Source organism: Kribbella turkmenica (assembly GCF_004348725.1).
Lineage (GTDB): Bacteria > Actinomycetota > Actinomycetes > Propionibacteriales > Kribbellaceae > Kribbella > Kribbella turkmenica.
Map to the genome: position 1 here is coordinate 1 of NZ_SMKR01000046.1, position 19085 is coordinate 19085.

Annotated in this window: 19 protein-coding genes; 7 read left to right on the forward strand and 12 right to left on the reverse strand. The window is 69.5% G+C overall.

What is annotated here, in order from left to right; translation table 11 throughout:
- Both E1218_RS12950 and E1218_RS12955 read right to left on the reverse strand, forming a co-directional pair.
- Nucleotides 1-1373: sulfatase family protein (locus E1218_RS12950; protein WP_132319681.1), on the reverse strand; the 1373-nt coding region annotated here is incomplete at its 3' end.
- A 15-nt stretch (nucleotides 1374-1388) separates the two neighbouring features.
- Nucleotides 1389-2702, reverse strand: coding sequence for a sulfatase-like hydrolase/transferase (locus E1218_RS12955; RefSeq protein ID WP_132319683.1), 1314 nt, complete (start codon nucleotides 2700-2702; stop codon nucleotides 1389-1391).
- 87 nt (nucleotides 2703-2789) lie between these two features.
- Here E1218_RS12955 and E1218_RS12960 point away from each other — a divergent pair, with 87 nt between their 5' ends.
- Nucleotides 2790-4001, forward strand: a complete 1212-nt coding sequence (locus E1218_RS12960; RefSeq protein WP_132319685.1) for a prolipoprotein diacylglyceryl transferase — start codon at nucleotides 2790-2792, stop codon at nucleotides 3999-4001.
- A 24-nt stretch (nucleotides 4002-4025) separates the two neighbouring features.
- On the opposite strand, the gene E1218_RS12965 is transcribed toward E1218_RS12960, so the two are convergent.
- From E1218_RS12965 to E1218_RS12985, 5 genes are all read right to left on the reverse strand, one after another.
- A complete protein-coding gene (locus tag E1218_RS12965; RefSeq protein ID WP_132319687.1) occupies nucleotides 4026-4991 on the reverse strand; it encodes a LysR family transcriptional regulator in 966 nt (321 codons plus the stop codon).
- A gap of 109 nt (nucleotides 4992-5100) precedes the next feature.
- Nucleotides 5101-6273, reverse strand: a complete 1173-nt coding sequence (locus tag E1218_RS12970) for an ABC transporter permease (protein WP_132319689.1) — start codon at nucleotides 6271-6273, stop codon at nucleotides 5101-5103.
- Entirely contained in the window at nucleotides 6270-7151 is an 882-nt protein-coding gene (locus E1218_RS12975; protein ID WP_132319691.1) for an ABC transporter ATP-binding protein, read from the reverse strand. Before E1218_RS12975 ends, E1218_RS12970 begins: the two co-directional genes overlap by 4 nt.
- 182 nt (nucleotides 7152-7333) lie before the next feature.
- On the reverse strand, nucleotides 7334-7534 hold the full coding sequence (locus E1218_RS12980; protein ID WP_132319693.1) for a hypothetical protein: 201 nt from the start codon (nucleotides 7532-7534) through the stop codon (nucleotides 7334-7336).
- A 76-nt stretch (nucleotides 7535-7610) separates the two neighbouring features.
- Nucleotides 7611-8351: an SDR family oxidoreductase gene (locus E1218_RS12985; protein WP_132319695.1), complete on the reverse strand. Its 741-nt coding sequence runs from the start codon at nucleotides 8349-8351 to the stop codon at nucleotides 7611-7613.
- A gap of 132 nt (nucleotides 8352-8483) precedes the next feature.
- Here E1218_RS12985 and E1218_RS12990 point away from each other — a divergent pair, with 132 nt between their 5' ends.
- A complete protein-coding gene (locus tag E1218_RS12990) occupies nucleotides 8484-9671 on the forward strand; it encodes a low temperature requirement protein A (protein WP_233712200.1) in 1188 nt (395 codons plus the stop codon).
- On the opposite strand, the gene E1218_RS12995 is transcribed toward E1218_RS12990, so the two are convergent.
- Together E1218_RS12995 and E1218_RS13000 are read right to left on the reverse strand one after the other, a co-directional pair.
- Complete coding sequence (locus E1218_RS12995; RefSeq protein ID WP_132319697.1) at nucleotides 9626-10303, reverse strand: response regulator; 678 nt, start codon at nucleotides 10301-10303, stop codon at nucleotides 9626-9628. The two genes, E1218_RS12990 and E1218_RS12995, sit on opposite strands and share 46 nt — an antisense overlap.
- Nucleotides 10296-11681, reverse strand: a complete 1386-nt coding sequence (locus tag E1218_RS13000) for a sensor histidine kinase (protein WP_132319699.1) — start codon at nucleotides 11679-11681, stop codon at nucleotides 10296-10298. The genes E1218_RS12995 and E1218_RS13000 overlap by 8 nt, the downstream gene beginning before the upstream one ends.
- A 57-nt stretch (nucleotides 11682-11738) precedes the next feature.
- Between E1218_RS13000 and lipA the strand changes: the two genes are divergently transcribed.
- From lipA to E1218_RS13020, 4 genes are all read left to right on the forward strand, one after another.
- Nucleotides 11739-12692: a lipoyl synthase gene (gene lipA / locus E1218_RS13005; protein WP_132319701.1), complete on the forward strand. Its 954-nt coding sequence runs from the start codon at nucleotides 11739-11741 to the stop codon at nucleotides 12690-12692.
- Nucleotides 12693-12714: 22 nt separating this feature from the next.
- The gene (locus E1218_RS13010) at nucleotides 12715-13410 is read left to right on the forward strand and encodes a DUF4191 domain-containing protein (protein WP_132319703.1); all 696 of its coding nucleotides are present in this window, start codon (nucleotides 12715-12717) and stop codon (nucleotides 13408-13410) included.
- A 71-nt stretch (nucleotides 13411-13481) separates the two neighbouring features.
- Nucleotides 13482-13865 (forward strand): VOC family protein, encoded by a 384-nt coding sequence (locus E1218_RS13015; RefSeq protein ID WP_132319705.1) that lies wholly within the window; start codon nucleotides 13482-13484, stop codon nucleotides 13863-13865.
- Nucleotides 13866-14015: 150 nt separating this feature from the next.
- Nucleotides 14016-15296 (forward strand): SAM-dependent methyltransferase, encoded by a 1281-nt coding sequence (locus tag E1218_RS13020; protein WP_132319707.1) that lies wholly within the window; start codon nucleotides 14016-14018, stop codon nucleotides 15294-15296.
- A 12-nt stretch (nucleotides 15297-15308) separates the two neighbouring features.
- Here the strand turns inward: E1218_RS13020 and E1218_RS13025 are convergent, their stop codons facing one another.
- Nucleotides 15309-15770 (reverse strand): RDD family protein, encoded by a 462-nt coding sequence (locus E1218_RS13025; protein ID WP_132319709.1) that lies wholly within the window; start codon nucleotides 15768-15770, stop codon nucleotides 15309-15311.
- Between the two features lie 191 nt (nucleotides 15771-15961).
- On the opposite strand from E1218_RS13025, the gene glnA reads away from it, so the two are divergent.
- Nucleotides 15962-17386 (forward strand): type I glutamate--ammonia ligase, encoded by a 1425-nt coding sequence (glnA, locus tag E1218_RS13030; RefSeq protein ID WP_132319711.1) that lies wholly within the window; start codon nucleotides 15962-15964, stop codon nucleotides 17384-17386.
- A gap of 33 nt (nucleotides 17387-17419) precedes the next feature.
- On the opposite strand, the gene E1218_RS13035 is transcribed toward glnA, so the two are convergent.
- Nucleotides 17420-18619: a site-specific integrase gene (locus tag E1218_RS13035; protein WP_132319713.1), complete on the reverse strand. Its 1200-nt coding sequence runs from the start codon at nucleotides 18617-18619 to the stop codon at nucleotides 17420-17422.
- Nucleotides 18620-18621: 2 nt separating this feature from the next.
- Nucleotides 18622-19074 carry a hypothetical protein gene (locus E1218_RS13040; protein ID WP_132319715.1) on the reverse strand — a complete coding sequence of 151 codons (453 nt, stop codon included), beginning with the start codon at nucleotides 19072-19074 and terminating at the stop codon, nucleotides 18622-18624.
- Nucleotides 19075-19085: the final 11 nt, after the last annotated feature.

Below are 19085 nucleotides of genomic sequence, written 5' to 3' on the forward strand. Positions count from 1 at the left end.
GGGTGGGTCAGTGGAGGGAGGCCTACTGTGCTTCGCCAGGTGATGTGTCGGGTGTGGAGGGATGTGGCGATTTCGGGGTGGGTGGTGAGGTGGTTGTGTTGTTCGGACGGGTCGTTCGTGAGGTTGGACAGGAACCAGCCGGCGCCCATGGGGGCATGTTCGTAGTCGCGGAGGTGCACGACCTGTGGAGTGTCGCCGACCCACGAGAGCTTCCAGTCGCCTGACCTGACGGCCCACTGGAACTCGCAGTCCCAGTGCAGCGCCTCGTGGCCGGTCTCGTCCTCGCCGGACAGCACCGGTAGGAGATCGATCCCGTCCACTCCGTCGACCGCCCCGCCCGCCGCCCGGACCAGGGTCGGAACGAGGTCGAGTGAGCTGACCAACGCGGCGGTACGGCGCCCGGCCGGCAACCGGCCCGGCCAGCGCCAGATCATCGGCACGCGGATGCCACCGTCCCACAGCGTGTACTTCGTCCCCCGCAGCGGCGTGTTGTCGCCGAAGTTGCAGGTGGAACCGCCGTTGTCGGTGAGGTAGACGACGATCGTGTTGTCGCCGACGAGTCGCAGCAACCGGCCGATCTCGGCGTCCATCAGCTCGAGCTGTGCGAGGTAGTACTCCCGGCCGTGCGGCAGGTTCGGCACGATCACGTCGTCGTACCACTCGGTGAAGGAGCCGTTGACGGCCGGCGTCCAGTCGCGGAAGGCCGGCAGGTCGCGGGCGGCCAACTCGGATGCGGGCAGCTGCCAGCAGAAGTTGTGCACCGCGTTGAACGCCAGCATGCAGAAGTACGGGCGTTCGTCCTCCGACGTGATGAACTCCCCCGCCCGGCGACCCAGCTCGGCGGTGAGGAAGCCTTCGTGCTCGACCGGCTCGTCCCCGCTCAGCAGCGGCTGGACTGCCATCCGCTGCGCCGGCTCCGGACCGTACGACGAGACCGCGGCCTGGGAGTGGTGCAGATAGTTGAGCCGTCCGTAGGACTGACCGGCCAGCCCGTACAGCGTCTCCTCGAACCCATGATGCGGCGGGCAGGCCCGGTCGCCGACCGACTCGGCTCCGTAGTGCACCTTCCCGAAGTACCCCGTCCGGTAGCCCTGGTCGCGCAGCTGCTCCGCCAGCGTCGGTACGTCGTCCGGCGGGAAGGCGGCCGTGTCGAACCACTGTCCGCCCCACCGCTGCTGGTACTGGCCGGAGATGATCGCCGCGCGCGACGGACTGCAGATCGGCGCGGTCACGTACGCATCCGTGCAGGTCACGCCCTCGGCCGCGAGCCGGTCGAGGGCTGGAGTCCGCACGTCGGCGTGAATCCCGAGGGCGCTGCGGTCGGCGTAGCCGTGGTCGTCGGACACGATCAGCAGGATGTTCGGCGTGCTCACTGTGGATTCCTCTCGTCAGCGAGCCGCGGTCGAGTGGCGGGTCGCCTGGTCCGACTTGGCCCGTTGGTCGGTCGCGTCCGGGTCGAGGACGGCTCTGAGCGCCGCGTCCAACCGGCCGACCAGCTCAGGGTCGTCCGACAGATCGTGCATCTCGAGCGGATCCGACTCCACGTTGAAGACCTGCGGTCGGTGGGCAGAGCCGTAGTAGCAGTATTTCCACGGCCCGGACTTGAGCATGTACCCGGCATTCGGCATGCCCTGCGCGTGGTACTCCGACAGCACCGGCCTGTCGACGGGATCGAGCAAGGTGTGGCCGGGCAACGCCAAATCCGCAGGCAGCCCGGCGATGTCCCGCAGAGTCGGGAGTACGTCGACCAGACTGACGTGGAACGTGCTCCGTGCCGGTGACAGTGCTGGATGGCGAAGGACGAGTGGGATATGGACGGCCGCTTCGTAGAAACACTGCTTCTGCCAGATGCCGTGGTGGCCGGCCAGTTCGCCGTGGTCGCTGGTGTAGATGACGACCGTGTCGTCCGGGATCGCCGACAGCAGCCGGCCGATCTGGTGGTCGAGGTGACTGATGAGCGCCCAGTAGCAGACCGTTGCCTCCCGCGCCTGCGCCTCGGTGATCGGCTCGTCGTTGCGGAATCCGTGCCGCAGCAGCGAGATCACCGGGTGCTGCGCCGACGTCGGCTCGTTCCAGGTCGGCGGCAGGTCGACGTCCGCCGGATCGTAGAGCGCGCGGAACTCCGGCGGTGCCACGAGCGGGAAGTGCGGATGCATGTACCCGACGTACAGCAGGAACGGCTCCGGCCCCGGATCACGCAGGAAGTCCAGCGCGGCGTCGGTCGCGTGGACGTCGTGCCGGGTGTGCACATGGTCGCCGGCGCCGTGCTCGGTCACATGGGAGTTCGTCGGTCGCTGCCAGTCCGGCGTACGGCGGGGTGGGCGGCCGCTGTAGTCGATCCAGAAGTCCAGATCGTCGGTGAGCCGCCGGTCGAAGCCGAGCAGCCGGTCCGGTCCGTTGAAGTGGGTTCGTCCGGCGATCACCGTCTGGTAGTCGGTCAGGTGATGCCCCCACGACCGGAAGTCCGGGCCGGGGATCACGCCGTTGTCCCAGGCGCCGATCCGGTGGACGTACTGCCCGGTCATCAGCGACAGCCGCGACGGCACGCACATCGGGCTGTTGGTGTACGCGCGGTCGAAGGAGACGCCCTGCGCGGCCAGGCGGTCGAGGTTCGGCGTTCGTACCTGCGGGTGACCGGCCCATCCCGCAGCGGAGCCGGTGTGCTCGTCGGACAGGATGACCAGGATGTTCGGACGGTTCACGGCTCTACCCTAGGCAAGCGATTGCCCGCTCGCGCGGTTGCGAAGTGTCTGCGGGGTGTGACGGCAAAACGTCGCTACCGTGGTGGTGTGTCCAAATTTCTTGGGTTCTTGCTCGGGGTAGCGGTCGCGCTGGCCGGGCCGGCGGTGTTCGGAGTCCTCGCGGCGCCCGGCGGGATCGAGCTGAACACGAAGGGGATGGCGCTTGCCTACGGCATCGGCGCGCTGATCTTCTGGACGGTGGTGTCGTACTTCTCCGGCGCCGGTGCGCTCGGTGCGTTCGCCGCGTTCGGCACGCTGGTGTACTGCTGGCTGTGGATTCCGAACCGGACCACCAACTTTCTGAACGACGTCCCGGGCGTGACCACGGGGATGATCGAAGGGTCGGAGCAGTACACGCTGAACGGCGTCGTACCGATTCTGACGGTGATCTCGCTGGTGTACGCGATCCAGTTGATCGTGCACAGTGTGCAACGCCGGCGGCGCGAGCGTGCGGAGGCGGAGCGGCTGCAGCGCGAGCAGGAGGTCGCGCAGGCGCAGCAGGAGGCGGACGCGGCGGCGGTGTACCCGGTTGCCGGGAGCACCTATCCGGCCGGGGGCGGCGGGTACGGCGGTACGCACGGGAGCAGCACGCGGTACGACGATCTGTTCGACGAGGACCCGGAGCCGGTGCGGCCGCGGAATCAGGCGGAGGACCAGACGGCGCAGTACCCGGTCTCGGCGCCGGAGCACACGGCGCAGTTCCCCAGCTCAGATGCCCGGAGCAACGAGTCGGGTGACGACACGGTGCTGGTGCCGACCGATCGCGACGAGACGACTCAGGTGCCGGTCGAGAACCAGCCCGCGGCGGAGGAGCCGACCGAAGCCCAGCAGCCCGACCGCACGCGGCCGGTCGCCGCAGCACCACAGCAGCCGGTTGCCGCAGCGGACGACCAGCCGACCGTCGCAGCGCCGGCTCCGGCACCGAAGGCGGGTGACGAGCAGACCGCCGTCGCGCCCGTCGCAACGGAGAAGCCGGGAGCGGACGCTCCACAGGAGCAGCCGGGAAGCCCGCAGCCGGAGGCGCAGGCACCGCAGGAGCAGCCGGTGGCCGCCCCCGCCCCGACCCCCAAGGCCGAGCCGAAGGCTGAAGCTGAGGAGCCCAACCAGCCCGGGGCCAAATCTGAGGCGGGGCCGGTGGGTAATGAGCAAATGGGGCAGCAGTACCGGGAGCGGATGGAGGACCCGGAGGACACCGGGGAGCTCTACATCAGCGCGTTCGAGCCCCCGCCGCAGGTGAGCATTCGCCCGGCCGGCGCCTGACGAAGCAGGACAGCCCCGCCGCGGTCAGGCCACGTGCATACGCTGGACCTGGTCGCGGCGGGCGTGTTCGGCGAAGGCTTCGTCGTACGCCGCTGTCGCCATCTTCAGCACGTCCGGCGCCATCTGCGCCCGTGGTGACTCCGTGCTCCACGCCAGCAGCAGCCGGCGGTGGATCGGGTCGCCCACCAGCGTCCGCGTGGTGACGTCGCTGGAGAGCATCCGGTACGACGTCGGGGAGATCAGCGCGACGCCCTGACCGCTGGTCACGAACCCCATCAGCACCGAGGTGTCCACCGAGTGGTGTTCCACCTTCGGCTGGAACCCGGCCTGCTCGCACGCGGCCCGGAACAACACGTGGAACCCGCTGTCGTCCGGCGGCTCCCCGATCCATTCCTCGTCCGACAGCGCGGCCAGGTCGATCTCGCCGCGGTGCCGCGTCGCCACGGCCAGCGGGTGGTCGGCGGCCATCACGACGTACGCCGACTCGGAGTCGACGACCGTACAGGCCTCGACGCCGCTCGGCAGCCGCAGCTCGAACCCGGGGAACTCGCGCAGCAGCGCGAAGTCGAGCCGACCGCTCTCCAGTTGCTGCAGCAGCACGCTGGACGACCACTCGACCTCGATGCTGACCTGCTCGATCTCACCGTGGTCCCGGAGCCGCGAAGCGATCCCGGACATCGGCGCAGTCGGGAACCCGCCGAGCCGTACGGCGCTGGACTCGACCGCCGTCATCGCCGACACGGTCGCGGAGAGGTGGTCGACGTCGACCAGGATCGCCCGGGCACGGTCGACGGCGTACCGGCCCAGTGCGGTTGGCGTGACGCCGGTGCGGGAGCGCTCGAACAGCTCACCGCCGAACGCGGCCTCGATCCGTTTGAGCTGCGCGGTCAGGCTCGGCTGGCTGACCTTGAGCCAGCGGGCGGCCCGTCCGACGGACCCCGCTTCAGCCACCAGGACCACCACCCGCAGGTGGCGCAGCTCGACGTTCATGCGTTGAGACCGTAGTCGAGGTCAGCGCACAGGACACAGTTTCCGAGTGTTGCGGTTTCGTCACAGCCAGGCCGGACTGTGTAACGCCGGGCCTGGCTGTGACGATAGGTCAGGACGGCTTGATCGCCAGTGCCTCTCGGTAGCCGAGGCGGCGACCGGTCTGGAGCAGGGTGCGCTCGTAGAGCCGGGCGCCGAGCCGGACGATCAGCACGGTGGCGATCAGCAGGAGAACGATCGCGACCAGGGGCTGCCAGACCGGCACCCGCTCGGTCAGCATCCGGCCGGGCATCGCCATCGAGGACGCGATCGGCACGAACGAGGCGATCGTCTTGGCCGACGACCCGGCGAACACGGAGAAGAAGAACGGGATCATCAGGATCATCTGCCCCGGCAGCGTGGTCGACCCGAGGTCCTCCTGCCGGGTGGCCAGCGATCCGGCCACCGCCCACAGGCCGGCCAGCGCCACGAACCCGAGCACGAAGAACACCACGAACCAGCCGGCCACCGGCGCGACCACCTTCAGGATGTCGAGCTGGTCGGTGGCGACCAGGCCGACCACCGACGCCCCGGCGATCACCACGATCTGCGACAGCGCGAGCGCGGTGTTGCCGAGCACCTTCCCCCAGAGCAGGGCCCGGATCGGTACGGCGGCGGCCAGGATCTCGACGACCCGGCTCTCCTTCTCCTGGACGACGCTCTGCGCGATCATCATGCCGAAGCCGAGCGCGGTCATGTAGAACACCAGCGCGAGACCGATGTTCACGAACGTCGCCACCACGTCGGGCAGCGGAGCGGGCTTCAGCAGCTCGAGCTCGACCTTCGTGCCGGCCCGCAGTTCGGTCGGCGTGAGACCGGCGGCGCCCGCGTTCCGCTCCATCCCGACGTTCACGACGGCTTCGCGCAGCCGGCTCTCCAGGCCGGACGAGACGCGGTCCTTGCCGAGGACGACGTACCCGTCGGTGCCCGGCAGCAGCGCCCCTTCCACGTCGCCGTCGGTGACCAGCTGCTCGGCGGCCGGCCGGTCCGCCGCGCGGGTGACCTCGTAGCCGTCGCCACCCTCGATGGCGGAGGCCTGCTGGACGACCTTCACGCCGGCGTCGTCGACGACGGCGATCCTGTCGGGCCCGCCGCTGCCGGCCAGCAGCGCCGGCACGATGACCGCCGCCATGACGATCACCAGCATGACCAGGGTCGAGCCGATGAAGGTCTTGTCCCGCAGCTTGGTGACGATCTCGCGCTCGGCGATCAGCATCCACGGGCGGTCGAGGGCACGGTCGTTCATCGGGTCGCCTCCCGGAAGACGTCGCTCAGTGCCACCCGCTCGGGCCCGAACTCGAGCACCGGCCCGCGGGTGACCGCCTGCTGGAGGACCTGCTGTGCCACCCCGTCGTGCTCGACGTCGAACAGCGCGGTGGCGCCGGCGACGTCGCGGACACGGATGCCCCGGACGTCGCGCAGCCAGCCGGCGTCGCCGTCGACGACCAGCTTGTAGGTCAGCGACGGCCCTGCGGCCAGCTCGGCGACCGGGCCGGCGGCAACGACCTTGCCGCGGGCCAGGACGATCAGGTCGTCGCACAGCCGCTCGACCAGGTCGAGCTGGTGGCTGGAGAACAGTACCGGGACCTCCGGTGTCACTTCCTCGCGGAGCAGGTCGACCATCGCGTCGACCGCAAGCGGGTCGAGACCACTGAACGGCTCGTCCAGGACCAGCGCGATCGGCTTGTGCACCAACGCCGCGGCGATCTGCACGCGCTGCTGGTTGCCGAGCGACAGTGTCTCCAGTACGTCGGTCGCCCGCTCGGCGAGCCCGAGCCGCTCCAGCAGCTTGTCGGTGCGCTCGGCAGCCCGGTCCGGGTCCAGTCCGTGCAGCCGGCCGAAGAACACCAGCTGGTCGCGGATCTTCATCTTCGGGTACAGCCCGCGCTCCTCCGGCATGTACCCGAAGTCACGCCGGGTAGTTTGCGTCAGCGGACCGCCGTTCCAGCGCACCTCGCCCGCACTCGCGGCGAGGACGCCGAGAATGATCCGCATCGCGGTCGTCTTCCCGGCACCGTTGGCCCCGACGAATCCCGTCATCCGTCCCGGTACGACGTCGAACGTCACGTCCTCCAGCGCCAGCTGCTCCCCGAACCGCCGGGTCAGCCCAGCCACGCTCAGCATCCGTCACCGTTCCATTCACCTCGGCTCGGCCAGGGCCCCGCCTGACCGCTTCCGCTCGGAAGTGACTCCAAGTTAGTGAACGGGTGCCGCCACGCACGTCGGCCCCCAGGGTGATCACGCAGGTCATCCGTACGGCGGACCTGATGTCACCTTGGGGGCCGGCTGGCTTCGGGGGCGACGGCTCAGCGGTCGGCGTCGTCCTCCAACGCCTCGACGGCGCCGAGAAGGCTGCGCAGGCCGGTCTCCTCCCGCTCGACGTCGGCCGGGTCGACCAGCCACTCGGTGACGGGCAGGACGGCGGTCTCCTCCGGGTGGCTGGCCGCGACCATGCTCAGGTCGGCCTCCACCTCGGTCTCCAGCTCGTGCAGGAAGTCACCGCTCATCCACGTCCTCGCTTCGCTCCGGGCGCGGATGACCGGTCCGCGCGACTGTGCTTGATGGTGAACTCGCTTCGCTCGTTCACGCCTTGACCCACTCGCCGTAGTGAATCCGGCCGAGGGTGGCCGCACCGATCGGGACGAGCGAGTCCTCGACCAGCTCGGAGCCGAAGTACGTCGCCTTCGGGTCGGTGATCACCTCGCGCGGGTCGCCGAGCTCGGCCAGCGCCTTGCGGAAGAACTCGTCCATCCGGTAGCGGTCCGGGCCGGCGATGTCCCTGCGGCCGTTCAGCGGCTCGCCGACCGCGGTCTCGGCGACCTGGTCGGCGACGTCGTCACCGGCCATCGGCTGCCAGGCCACCGGTGCGATGTGCACGCCGTCCACCTGCGCCGAGGAGTCGGCGATCCCCTTGACGAACTCGAAGAACTGGGTCGCGTGCACCAACGAGTACGGGATCCCGGACTCCTTGATCAGCTTCTCCTGGGCCAGCTTGGCGGCGAAGTAGCCGTTGTCCGGCAGCCGCTCGGTGCCGACGATCGACACCGCGACATGGTGGCCGACGCCGGTTTCCTTCTCGGCGGCGAGCAGGTTCGCGGAGGAGGTGGTGAAGAAGTCCATCACCGCCTGCGGCTCGAACGACGGCGAGTTGGACACGTCGACCACCACCGAGGCGCCCGTCATCGCCTCGGTCAGGCCTTCGCCGGTGAGGGAGTTGACCCCCGTGTTCGGGGACGCCGCGACAGCCTCGTGTCCGTGCGCCTCGAACCGCCGTACCAGCTTCGAACCGATCAGCCCCGTGCCGCCGATCACCACGATCTTCACAGCCACACTCCTGTCCCCGGACACCCCGCTGGTGTCCCGTCGACAGCTAAGACAGCGCAGCGCCCGGACTTGTGACCGTCACAAACGGCCGGGCTGCGCTGTCTTGCGTGCAGACGGAGAGGACCCACGAAGTTGCCCACTGCACCCAACCGCTTCCGGATCCGGATGGCGGCCCGGCCGATCGACGAGCCGCACCGGTCCGCCAGCCCGCTGGAACTGCTGTTCGACCTCACGTTCGTGGTCGCGGTCGCGGCGGTCACCGCCGAGTTCGCGCACAGCATCGCCGACGGGCACGCCGCGGTGGTCGATTTCCTGATGGTGTTCTTCTGCATCTGGTGGGCCTGGATGAACTTCACCTGGTTCGCCTCGTCGTACGACACCGACGACGCCCTCTACCGGCTGCTGACGATGCTGCAGATGGCCGGGGTGCTGGTGCTGGCGGCCGGAGTCCCCGCCGCCACCGCCGAGTCGGACTACAGCGCGGTGCCGTTCGGGTACCTGATCATGCGGATCGCTCTGGCCGCTCTGTGGCTGCGGGCCGGCTACGAGGACCCGGAGCGGCGTCGTACGGCGTTCCGCTACGCCGGCGGGATCCTGACGCTCAACCTGGCCTGGATCCTGGCCTTGCTGCTGACCCACATGGCCTTGTGGCTGTTCGTCGTACTGGTCGTGCTGGAGCTTGCGGTACCGATGTGGGCCGAGCGGCCGCGGGCCACCAACTGGCACCCGCACCACATCGCCGAGCGCTACGGACTGTTCGTGATCATCCTGCTCGGCGAGAGCGTGCTCGCCGCCAGCCGGGGTGTGCAGAAGGCGCTCGCCGCCGGTGACATCAGCAGCTCGTTCGTGCTCGTCGCCGGAGCCGGACTGGTTCTGCTGTTCGCGCTGTGGTGGCTGTACTTCCTGCACCCCGCCGGACAAGGGCTGAGCGAGCGACGGGCAGCCTCCTACCGCTGGGGGTACGGGCACTTCTTCGTGTTCGCAGCGCTGGCCGCTGTCGGCGCCGGGCTCGAGGTCGCCGTCGAAGAGGCCGCACACGAATCGTCCTCGACGACGGTCGGGTACGCCGTCGCCATCCCGGTCGCGGTGTACCTGCTCACGCTCTGGCTGGTGCACGCGCCGGTCATCACGCCGCCGGTCGCCACTCCTGCGCTGATCCTGGGCTGTGTGACACTCGTCCTGCTGCTACCGCTGGTGCTCCCGGCCGTGGCCGTGGCGGTCGCCGTCGCGGGTGTCGCCGTACTGCTCGCGGCGCTGGTGACGGTCCGCGCGAATCAGCTGGCCGGGTCGTCGCCCGGGGTCACCAGGCCGCACTCGTAGGCGAAGACGACAGCCTGGACGCGGTCACGCAGACCGAGTTTGAGCAGGATCCGGGAGACGTGAGTCTTGACCGTGGCCTCGCCGACGTACAGCTGACTGGCGATCTCGGTGTTGGTGAGACCGCGGGCGATCAGGCCGAGGACCTCACGCTCGCGATCGGTCAGTTCCTCGAGCAGGTCGGGGCGGTAGACGCGTTCGCCGCCACCGGTGAACCGCTTGATGACCCGGCGGGTCACCTCCGGCGCGAGCAGGGCGTGGCCGGAGTGGACCACCTGGATGGCGTCGACCAGGTCTTCCGGCGCGGTGTTCTTCAGCAGGAACCCGCTGGCCCCGGCCCCGAGCGACTCGAACAGGTAGTCGTCGCGGTCGAACGTGGTCAGGATGACCACCTTGCCGGCGTCCTCGGCGACGATCCGCTGGGTGGCGGTGATCCCGTCCATCCCGGGCATCTGCACGTCCATCAGGACGACGTCCGGCCGGAGCGCGACGGCGAGCTCGATCGCCTTCTCGCCGTCCGACGCCTCACCGACCACCTCGATGTCCGGCTCGACCGACAGGATCATCCGGAACCCGGCCCGGACCAGGTCCTGGTCGTCCACCAGCAGCACGCGCATGGGCGCCGTCTCACTCATCGATACCTCCGGTCAGCGGGCGGTTCTGCGGGTCGAGCGGGATCCGCACCCGGACGCGGAAGCCGCCGACCGGACGCGGGCCGATCTCGGTCTCACCGCCGAGCAGCCCGACCCTCTCACGGATCCCGACGTGGCCGAGCCGGCTGCCGACCGGCGCGTGCTTCGGCCGGCCGTCGTCGATCACCTCCAGTTCGACCGAGTCGCCGAGGTAGCGCAGGGTGATGTGCGCGCTCCGGGCGGTCGAGTGCCGGCGGACGTTGGTCAGCGCCTCCTGGGCGATCCGGTAGACCGAGACCGACACCGTCTCCGGCAGCTGGACCGGCCGGCCGATCTGGTGGAAGCCGATCGACAGGCCCTGGCCGTTCACCTCCGCGACCAGCGCGGGCAGGCGGTCGGCGCCGGCCTGCGGTTCCTTGGCGACCGGGCCGGCGACGTCGAGGTCGGGGTCGGCCGCGCGGAGCATGCCGAGCAGCTGGCGCATCTCGTTGACCGCGGTGCGGCTGGAGTTCTCGATCACGCTGAGCGCGTTCTTGGCCGCGTCCGGGTCCCGCTCCATCACCCGGCGCGCACCACCGGCCTGGACGCCGATGCTGCTGATGTGGTGCGCGACCACGTCGTGCAGCTCGCGGGAGATCCGCAGCCGCTCGTCGATCACCGCACGCCGGGCGTTGGCCTGCTGCTGCGCCGCGAGCTCGGCCGCCTGCTGCTCCAGCTCGTGGCGCTGACGGGCGGTGCCCCACGCCGTACGGCCCCAGAAGTACGCGCCGAAGAAGTACAGGACGTTGAGCGCGAGGGCGAGCACGACACCGGACAGGTACGGCGACAGCAGGCCGTCGTTCACACCTTGGAAATCGTCGTTGCGCAGCGCACGGACGAAGCCGACCACGAGCCAGCCGAACATCCCGATGAACACGACCCCCACGGCGGCCTTCATCAGCCGCCGGTCCCGCGCCCACGCCACGGCCGCGTAGATCGCCATGAACTGCGTCGCCTGGGTGACCAGGTTCTGGGCGAACGCGAACGTCGCCCGCTCGCCGCTGACGACGAACAGCACGGACACGACGAGCAGGACCGGGATCGGCCAGCGGCGACGGAAGCACAGCGGCAGCGCGACGGCCGCGCTCAGCACGTACGGCTCCACTCCCCCGATCCCGAGATCGACCTCGGTCGACGCCACCCCGCGGGCCAGTTCGGTGCCGATCACCCCCGCGGCCGCCATCCCGAGCCCGAGCAGCACGTCGTACCGCTGCTGCGCGGGCGTCGGGCCCGGCCGGACCCAGCCGCGGACCGTCGTCCCGGTCGCGGGCGGCGTCCCCGGCTCGGACACCACCTCTCCCCCGGTACGGCGCTCGGCCGGCGACTCAGCCGTGGTCGACATGGTCCATCAGCATACGGCCTGATCGGTGCTGTCAGCCGGACGCGTACCCTGGAGGGCGTGACGATCGCCCCAGAAGGACGGAAACTGCTCAGGCTCGAGGTGCGCAACGCGGAGACCCCGATCGAGCGCAAACCCGAGTGGATCAAGACCCGGGCGAAGATGGGCCCGGAGTACCAGGCGTTGCAGAAGCTGGTGAAGTCCGAACAGCTGCACACGGTCTGCCAGGAGGCCGGCTGCCCGAACATCTTCGAGTGCTGGGAGGACCGGGAGGCCACCTTCCTCATCGGCGGCGACCAGTGCACCCGGCGCTGCGACTTCTGCCAGATCGACACCGGCAAGCCGGAGGCGCTGGACCGCGACGAGCCGCGCCGCGTGGCCGAGTCGGTCCGGACCATGGGCCTGCGCTACGCCACCGTGACCGGTGTGGCCCGCGACGACCTCGAAGACGGCGGGGCCTGGCTGTACGCCGAGACCATCCGCCAGATCCACGAGCTCAACCCCGGCACCGGCGTCGAGATGCTCGCGCCCGACTTCAACGCGGTCCCCGGGCAGCTGGCCGAGGTGTTCTCGTCCCGGCCGGAGGTGTTCGCGCACAACGTCGAGACGGTGCCGCGGATCTTCCGCCGGATCCGGCCCGGGTTCCGGTACGAGCGGTCCCTGGACGTGATCACCCAGGCCCGCGACTACGGCCTGGTCACCAAGTCGAACCTGATCCTCGGCATGGGCGAGACCCGCGACGAGGTCAGCCAGGCGCTCCACGACCTGCACGGCGCCGGCTGCGAGATCATCACGATCACGCAGTACCTGCGGCCCTCGGTCCGGCACCACCCGGTCGAGCGGTGGGTGCGGCCCGAGGAGTTCGTCGAGCTGCAGAGCGAGGCGGAGGCCGTCGGTTTCGCCGGCGTGATGTCAGGACCGCTCGTGCGTTCGTCGTACCGGGCCGGTCGGCTGTACCGTCAGGCTGTGGAGTCGCGGATGACCGCCGCCGCCCAGCAGACCCCGCAGGCATGAGAGAACACGGACAAAGGTAGAGATGGCCAAGAACGACGCGCCCGCCGAGAAGACCGGCCGGCTCAAGCAGATCCGGTCGGCGTACCGGCTGACCAAGAAGTCCGACCCACGGATCGGGCTGGTGCTCGCCGGGATCTTCCTCGGCGTCGTCGCCGTGTTCGTGGCGCTCGCGCTGCTGGTCGGGCCGCTGCTGGTCTGGCTTCCGCTCGGCGTGGCGCTCGCGTTCCTCGCCACCACCATCATCTTCGGCCGGCGGGTGGAGAAAGCGGCCTACAGCCAGATCGAGGGTCAGGCCGGTGCGGCCGCGTCCGCGCTGCAGACGCTGCGCCGCGGCTGGAACGTGACGCCCGCGGTCGCGGTCACCAAGAACGCCGACATCGTGCACCGGGTGGTCGGCCGGCCGGGCATCGTCCTGGTCGGTGAGGGCCAGCCGAGCCGGGTGAAGAACCTGCTGCAGGCCGAGGGCAAGAAGCACACCCGGGTGGCCGGCGGCGCGCCGGTGATCCAGATCGTCGCCGGCCAGGGCGAGGACGAGGTCGACATCCGCAAGCTGACCAAGCACGTGACGAAGCTGCCGGCCGCGCTGCAGCCGTCCGAGGTCACCGACCTGCTGCAGCGGCTGAAGGCCCTCGACGCGGTCCGCCCGCAGGTGCCGATGCCGAAGGGCCCGGTGCCCACAAGCCTCAAGGGCGCACGCCAGGCGATGAAGGGTCGCTGAGCCGGTCGATCCGGCCAGACCCCGTTCGTCATCCAGGATGGGACCATCCATGGCGAACGAGGAGGCGACGCATGGCCGTCGACGACGTCTTTCCGATCGTGACGAGTGCTGACCTGGGCCGGATGCTGCCCTTCTACCGGGACGTGCTCGGTGGCGAGGTGCACTACCAGTTCCCGCCCGAGGGCCCACCGGCGTACGTCGGGCTGCGGTTCGGTACGGCGTCCTTCGGGCTCGGGCACGATCCGGACCACCAGCGGCCCGCGGGCGGTACGCCGCCGATCGCGCTCTGGCTGTACGTCGACGACTGCGACGCCGGCGTGGAGCGGATCCGCGCGGCCGGCGGCCGGATCGTCGAGGAGCCGGCCGACCAGCCGTGGGGCGAGCGGATCGCCCGGGCCGAGGACCCGGACGGCAACCAGTTGATCCTCGGCCAGCGGGCTGCCCACGGCGGCTGACCGCTCTCTGCGTGAGACGGCGGTAACTCGCCGACCGCTCGGTAGTTGATCTGTCGTGACGTGGCACGAGAGTGCCTTCGTGTCGCGCTGCGGGGTCGGGGTTGGGCCTTAAGGTGCGACCAGGACGATCGAGACACGAGGTAGACACGCATGACGGATCTCATGCCGGCGGTGCATCAGCCGGTGACCGAGACGTGGCCCAGCCTGGCCCGGCCACGGTCGAACCCGGTACGCCGGGCCGGCGCCGCGGCCGCGATCCGCATGATCGCCAAGGACCTCCCGGCGACGATCCACCTGGACAGCAACAGGTCCTACGGGCTCGGCGGGCCGGGCATGCGGGTGCACCGGACGTCCGCCTTCCTGGACCGGCTCGGGCACGACGCCGGCTCGGGGTTCGGTGAGGCCTACCTGGCCGGTGACTGGGATCCCGAGCCGGGCACCGACCTGGCCGACCTGCTGGTCCCGTTCGCCGAGCGGTTCAGCAACGACGAGACCCGGCACCTGCTGCCGAAGTGGGCCCAGTCGCTGCGCTGGCTGGTGACCCGGTCCCAGCCGGGCGACCAGGAGAACGACCGGGCCGGCGCCCGGGAGAACGTCAGCCGGCACTACGACCTGAGCAACGCGATGTTCTCCGAGTTCCTCGACCCGACCCTGACCTACTCGGCGGCGTACTTCGGCCCCGCGGCCGCGGCCGATCTCGCGACCGCGTCGTACGACGAACTGACGCAGGCCCAGCTGAACAAGCTGGACTCGATCCTGGACGCGGCCGGTGTGGTCTCCGGGTCCCGGGTGCTCGACATCGGCTGCGGCTGGGCCAGCCTGGCGATCCACGCGGCCCGGCGGGGCGCCTGGGTGACGGCGATCACGATCGCCTCGCAGCAGGCGCTGCTGGCGCAGCGCAAGACCGCCGAGGCCGGGGTGAGCGACCGGGTCCAGATCGCGCTGCGCGACTACCGCGACCAGATCGGCGAGTTCGACGCCGTCCTCAGCGTGGAGATGATCGAGGCGGTCGGCGAGAGGTACTGGCCGGTCTACTTCGACGCCATCGAACGGCGGCTCGCGCCCGGCGGGGTCGCCGTCGTCCAGGCGATCGTGATGCCGCACGAGCGGATGCTGGCCACCCGGAACACCTTCACCTGGGTGCAGAAGTACATCTTCCCCGGCGGGCTGATCCCGTCGATCGAGGTGATCGAGGACGTCACCGCCCGGCACACCGGCCTGCGCGCCGAGGTCGTCCGGCACCTCGGCGCCGACTACGCCCGCACGCTGCGGATCTGGCGGAAGCGGTTCATCGAGCGGTGGCCGGCGATCGAGGCGCTCGGCTTCGACGGCACATTCCGGCGGATGTGGGAGTTCTACCTCGCGTACTCCGAGGCCGGGTTCCGGACGGGCTACCTGGACGACGTCCAGCTGCGACTGACCCGGCGCTAGTGACTCAGGACACTACCGGCGGACGACGACCGTGCCCGCGGCGCGGTCGTGCAGACCGCGGTAGTCGCGGTCGAAGACGACGGCCGGGATGACCAGGCAGATCAGGAAGGTCCGGATGGCTCCGGCCAGCAGGCCCGGCTGGGTCGTGTACCCGACGCCGCCACGCACCGGGATGACGCGCAGGCCGCAGACCCGGTGGCCGATCGTCGAGCCGGCCAGACCGGCGAGGATCGCGCTCATCGCGAAGAACGTGACCAGTTGCGCGGTGTTGTAGTCGTTGCCGCCCGCCCACATCGGCTTCGACGTGATCGCGGACGCGACCAGTCCGGCGACCAGCCAGTCGACGAACAGCGCGAGCACCCGGCGGACCCAGCCCGCGACCGACCCCGGCCCCTCCTCGGGCAGGCCGAGCCGGTTGCCCGGAAACCGGAATTCTTCGATGGGTCCTGTGCCCGGCCGCGGGGATGATGCCATGATGGCTAGCCTACGGACACGCCCCGGACCCGGTCACAGTGGACCGGGAGATCTCAGGGCGTCACCGCCGTACACCAGTGGGTCAGCGCGGACACGCTGGGCGTAACATCCGCGAAACATCGGGGTCACGACGGAGTAATCGTCTGGCCCTACGTTCAGACGTAATCTCTGAGCCACCCCGAGGAGTACGAATGTTTTCCAGCGCTGAGGAGCTGCTCGCCTACGTCAAGGACGAGGGCATCGAGATCATCGATGTCCGGTTCTGCGACCTGCCGGGCATCATGCAGCACTTCACCGTCCCGGTGTCGTCGTTCGGACCGGAGGTCTTCGAAGAGGGCCTCGCGTTCGACGGGTCGTCGGTCCGCGGTTTCCAGCAGATCCACGAGTCCGACATGATGCTGCTGCCCGACCCGACCAGCGCCTTCATCGACGAGTTCCGCGGCACCAAGACGCTGGCGATCAACTTCTTCGTGCACGACCCGCTGACCGGCGAGGCGTACTCGCGTGACCCGCGCAACATCGCCCGGAAGGCGCAGGAGTACCTGAAGTCGACCGGGATCGCGGACACGGCGTTCTTCGCCCCGGAGGCCGAGTTCTACGTCTTCGACGACGTCCGGTTCGAGACCAAGGCCAACACCGGCTACTACTCGATCGACTCCGTCGCCGGCGCCTGGAACACCGGCCGGGTCGAGGACGGCGGCAACCGCGGTTACAAGGTCCGCTACAAGGGTGGCTACTTCCCGGTCGCGCCGACCGACCACTTCGGCGACCTGCGCGACAACATCACGCTGGCGCTGGAGCGCTCCGGGCTGGTCGTCGAGCGGGCCCACCACGAGGTCGGCACCGCCGGTCAGGCGGAGATCAACTTCCGCTTCGACGAGCTGCTGAAGTCGGCCGACAACGTGATGAAATTCAAGTACATCGTCAAGAACACCGCCTGGGCGGCCGGCAAGACCGCGACGTTCATGCCGAAGCCGATCTTCGGTGACAACGGCTCGGGTATGCACTGCCACCAGTCGCTGTGGACCGGCGGCGCCCCGCTCTTCTACGACGAGTCCGGGTACGGCGGCCTGTCCGACGTGGCCCGCTGGTACATCGGCGGTCTGCTCAAGCACGCCCCGTCGCTGCTGGCCTTCACCAACCCGACGGTGAACTCGTACCACCGGCTCGTGCCGGGCTTCGAGGCGCCGGTCAACCTGGTGTACTCGCAGCGCAACCGGTCCGCCTGCATCCGGATCCCGATCACCGGTTCGAACCCGAAGGCGAAGCGGATCGAGTTCCGCTGCCCCGACCCGTCCGCCAACCCGTACCTGGCCTTCGCGGCCCAGCTGCTGGCCGGCCTGGACGGCATCCGCAACAAGATCGAGCCGGTCGACCCGGTCGACAAGGACCTGTACGAGCTGCCGCCGGAGGAGCACGCCGGCATCCCGCAGGTCCCGACCTCGCTGCCGGCCGTGATCAACTCCCTCGAGGCCGACCACGACTTCCTCCTCGAGGGCGACGTGTTCACCTCCGACCTGATCGAGACCTGGATCGACCTCAAGCGCGAAACCGAGATCGCCCCGATCCAGCTCCGCCCCCACCCCCACGAGTTCGAGCTCTACTACGACGTGTAGTCAGCAGTAGGCCGCTGACCTGCGGAAACGTCGTCATGACCCCTCCGCGTTCCGTGGCTGTTCCGTGAGACTCCCGACCCGTGCCGCCAGCACAGCACCAACGGCGGCGCGGGTCGACTCGTCTGCATCCGGCCACAGGTGCCCGTACGTGTCCAGCGTCGTCTTAGCGCTCGCGTGCCGTACCCGCGCCTGCACGACCTTCACGTCAGCGCCGCTGGCAATCAGCAGCGAGGCGAGGTAGTGCCGCAGGTCGTGGAACCGGAAGCCCTCCGGCAGCCCCGGCACCAGGCAGCCCCGGCAGTCCTTCGCGTGGTCCCGAGGAAGCGGCTTGACGTGCCTCTTGCGTACCGATCGCATCGCCCGATCGATCGACCAGGGCGACGCCTGCCCACCAGCGCCGTCCGTCACCAGCCACGGACTCCCCCACCTGGCGACTGCGGCCGATAGCTCGAGCGTCAGTTCGGATGGGATCGGAATCGGCGTCTTGGATGCCTCGGTCTTCAGGGGTTGCGCCGGCCACTGCACGGCGGGCGTGAACACGCCACGCATGAAATCCGTGTCCTCGACGCGCGCGCCGCATGCCTCAGCGGTCCGCAGACCGACGAACGCACCCAGCAGCACCGCGGGCTTCAGGTGCTCGTCGAACGCGTCGTAGATGGCCCATACCTGTTCCGTCGTCGCGCAGTAGGGGCGCTGCTTGCCTGCGCCCGGTGATGTGCGGCGGCTACAGGGGTTCTTCGCGAGGATCCCGTCGTGCACTGCGTCACTCATGATCTGCGAGAGCCTGCCGTGCAGCGCGTAGACGTACGACGCCTCGTAACCATCAGCCTTCAACTGGGCACACCAGCTACGCACCGCGGAGGGCCGAACCCCACTCAGCGGCAGCGGACCGAAGGTCTTCCGGATCAACTGAACGTGCGTCTTCGCCTGCCGCACCGTCGAGTCGCGGCGCGTGGCGTACCCGGCGAGCCAGGTGTCGCACCACTGGTCGACCGTGATCTTCGCGTCCATCGGGCTGACGTACGTCCCGCGGCTGACATCGGTCTCCTGCGTCGGCCAGTACCTGTCGGCGTCCGCCTTCTTGGCGAAGGCCTTCGTCCGCTCCCGCCCGCCGACCTCATGCCAGACAGCGAGCCAACGCTTGCCCTTGCCGTACCGCGCGGTTGGGATCTTGACCTTCTCGCCTTCGGCGTCGGTCGTCGTGGTGTGCCACAGATCCTTCGTGAACCCCATGACTAACCCGTCTCGCCGGGACGCGTCGGCGCCAGATGGCCGGCCTTCCGTGCCAGGTACACCCACCGCTGCACGGTGCGCGGTGCAAACCCGGTCTGTTCCGCCAGGGCCACGTTGGGCCGTTCGCCGCGCGCCACGGCGGAGGTGTACGCCGCGGCGACGTCTTGCAGGAACTGCGGTGTCAGCCCATCCGATGGCGGCTTGAGTTTCACAGCCTTGTCCCGGAACCACTTTGCCGTGTCGGCGCCAACGCCGTACGCCCGGTCGACCTCACCGGCCACGTCCAGGTCCGGATGCTTGGCGGTTTCGGCCGCCATGACGGCCTGGATCTCGGGCCGCACCATGGTGGCCGACCGCATGCGCAGCAGGGGGAGTTCCCGCAGTTGCTTCGGCGTGATCTCGTGTCCGCGGCCATTGAGGTAGATCTCGACCAACTTGCCGTCGACAACTCTCACGTTGACCTCAC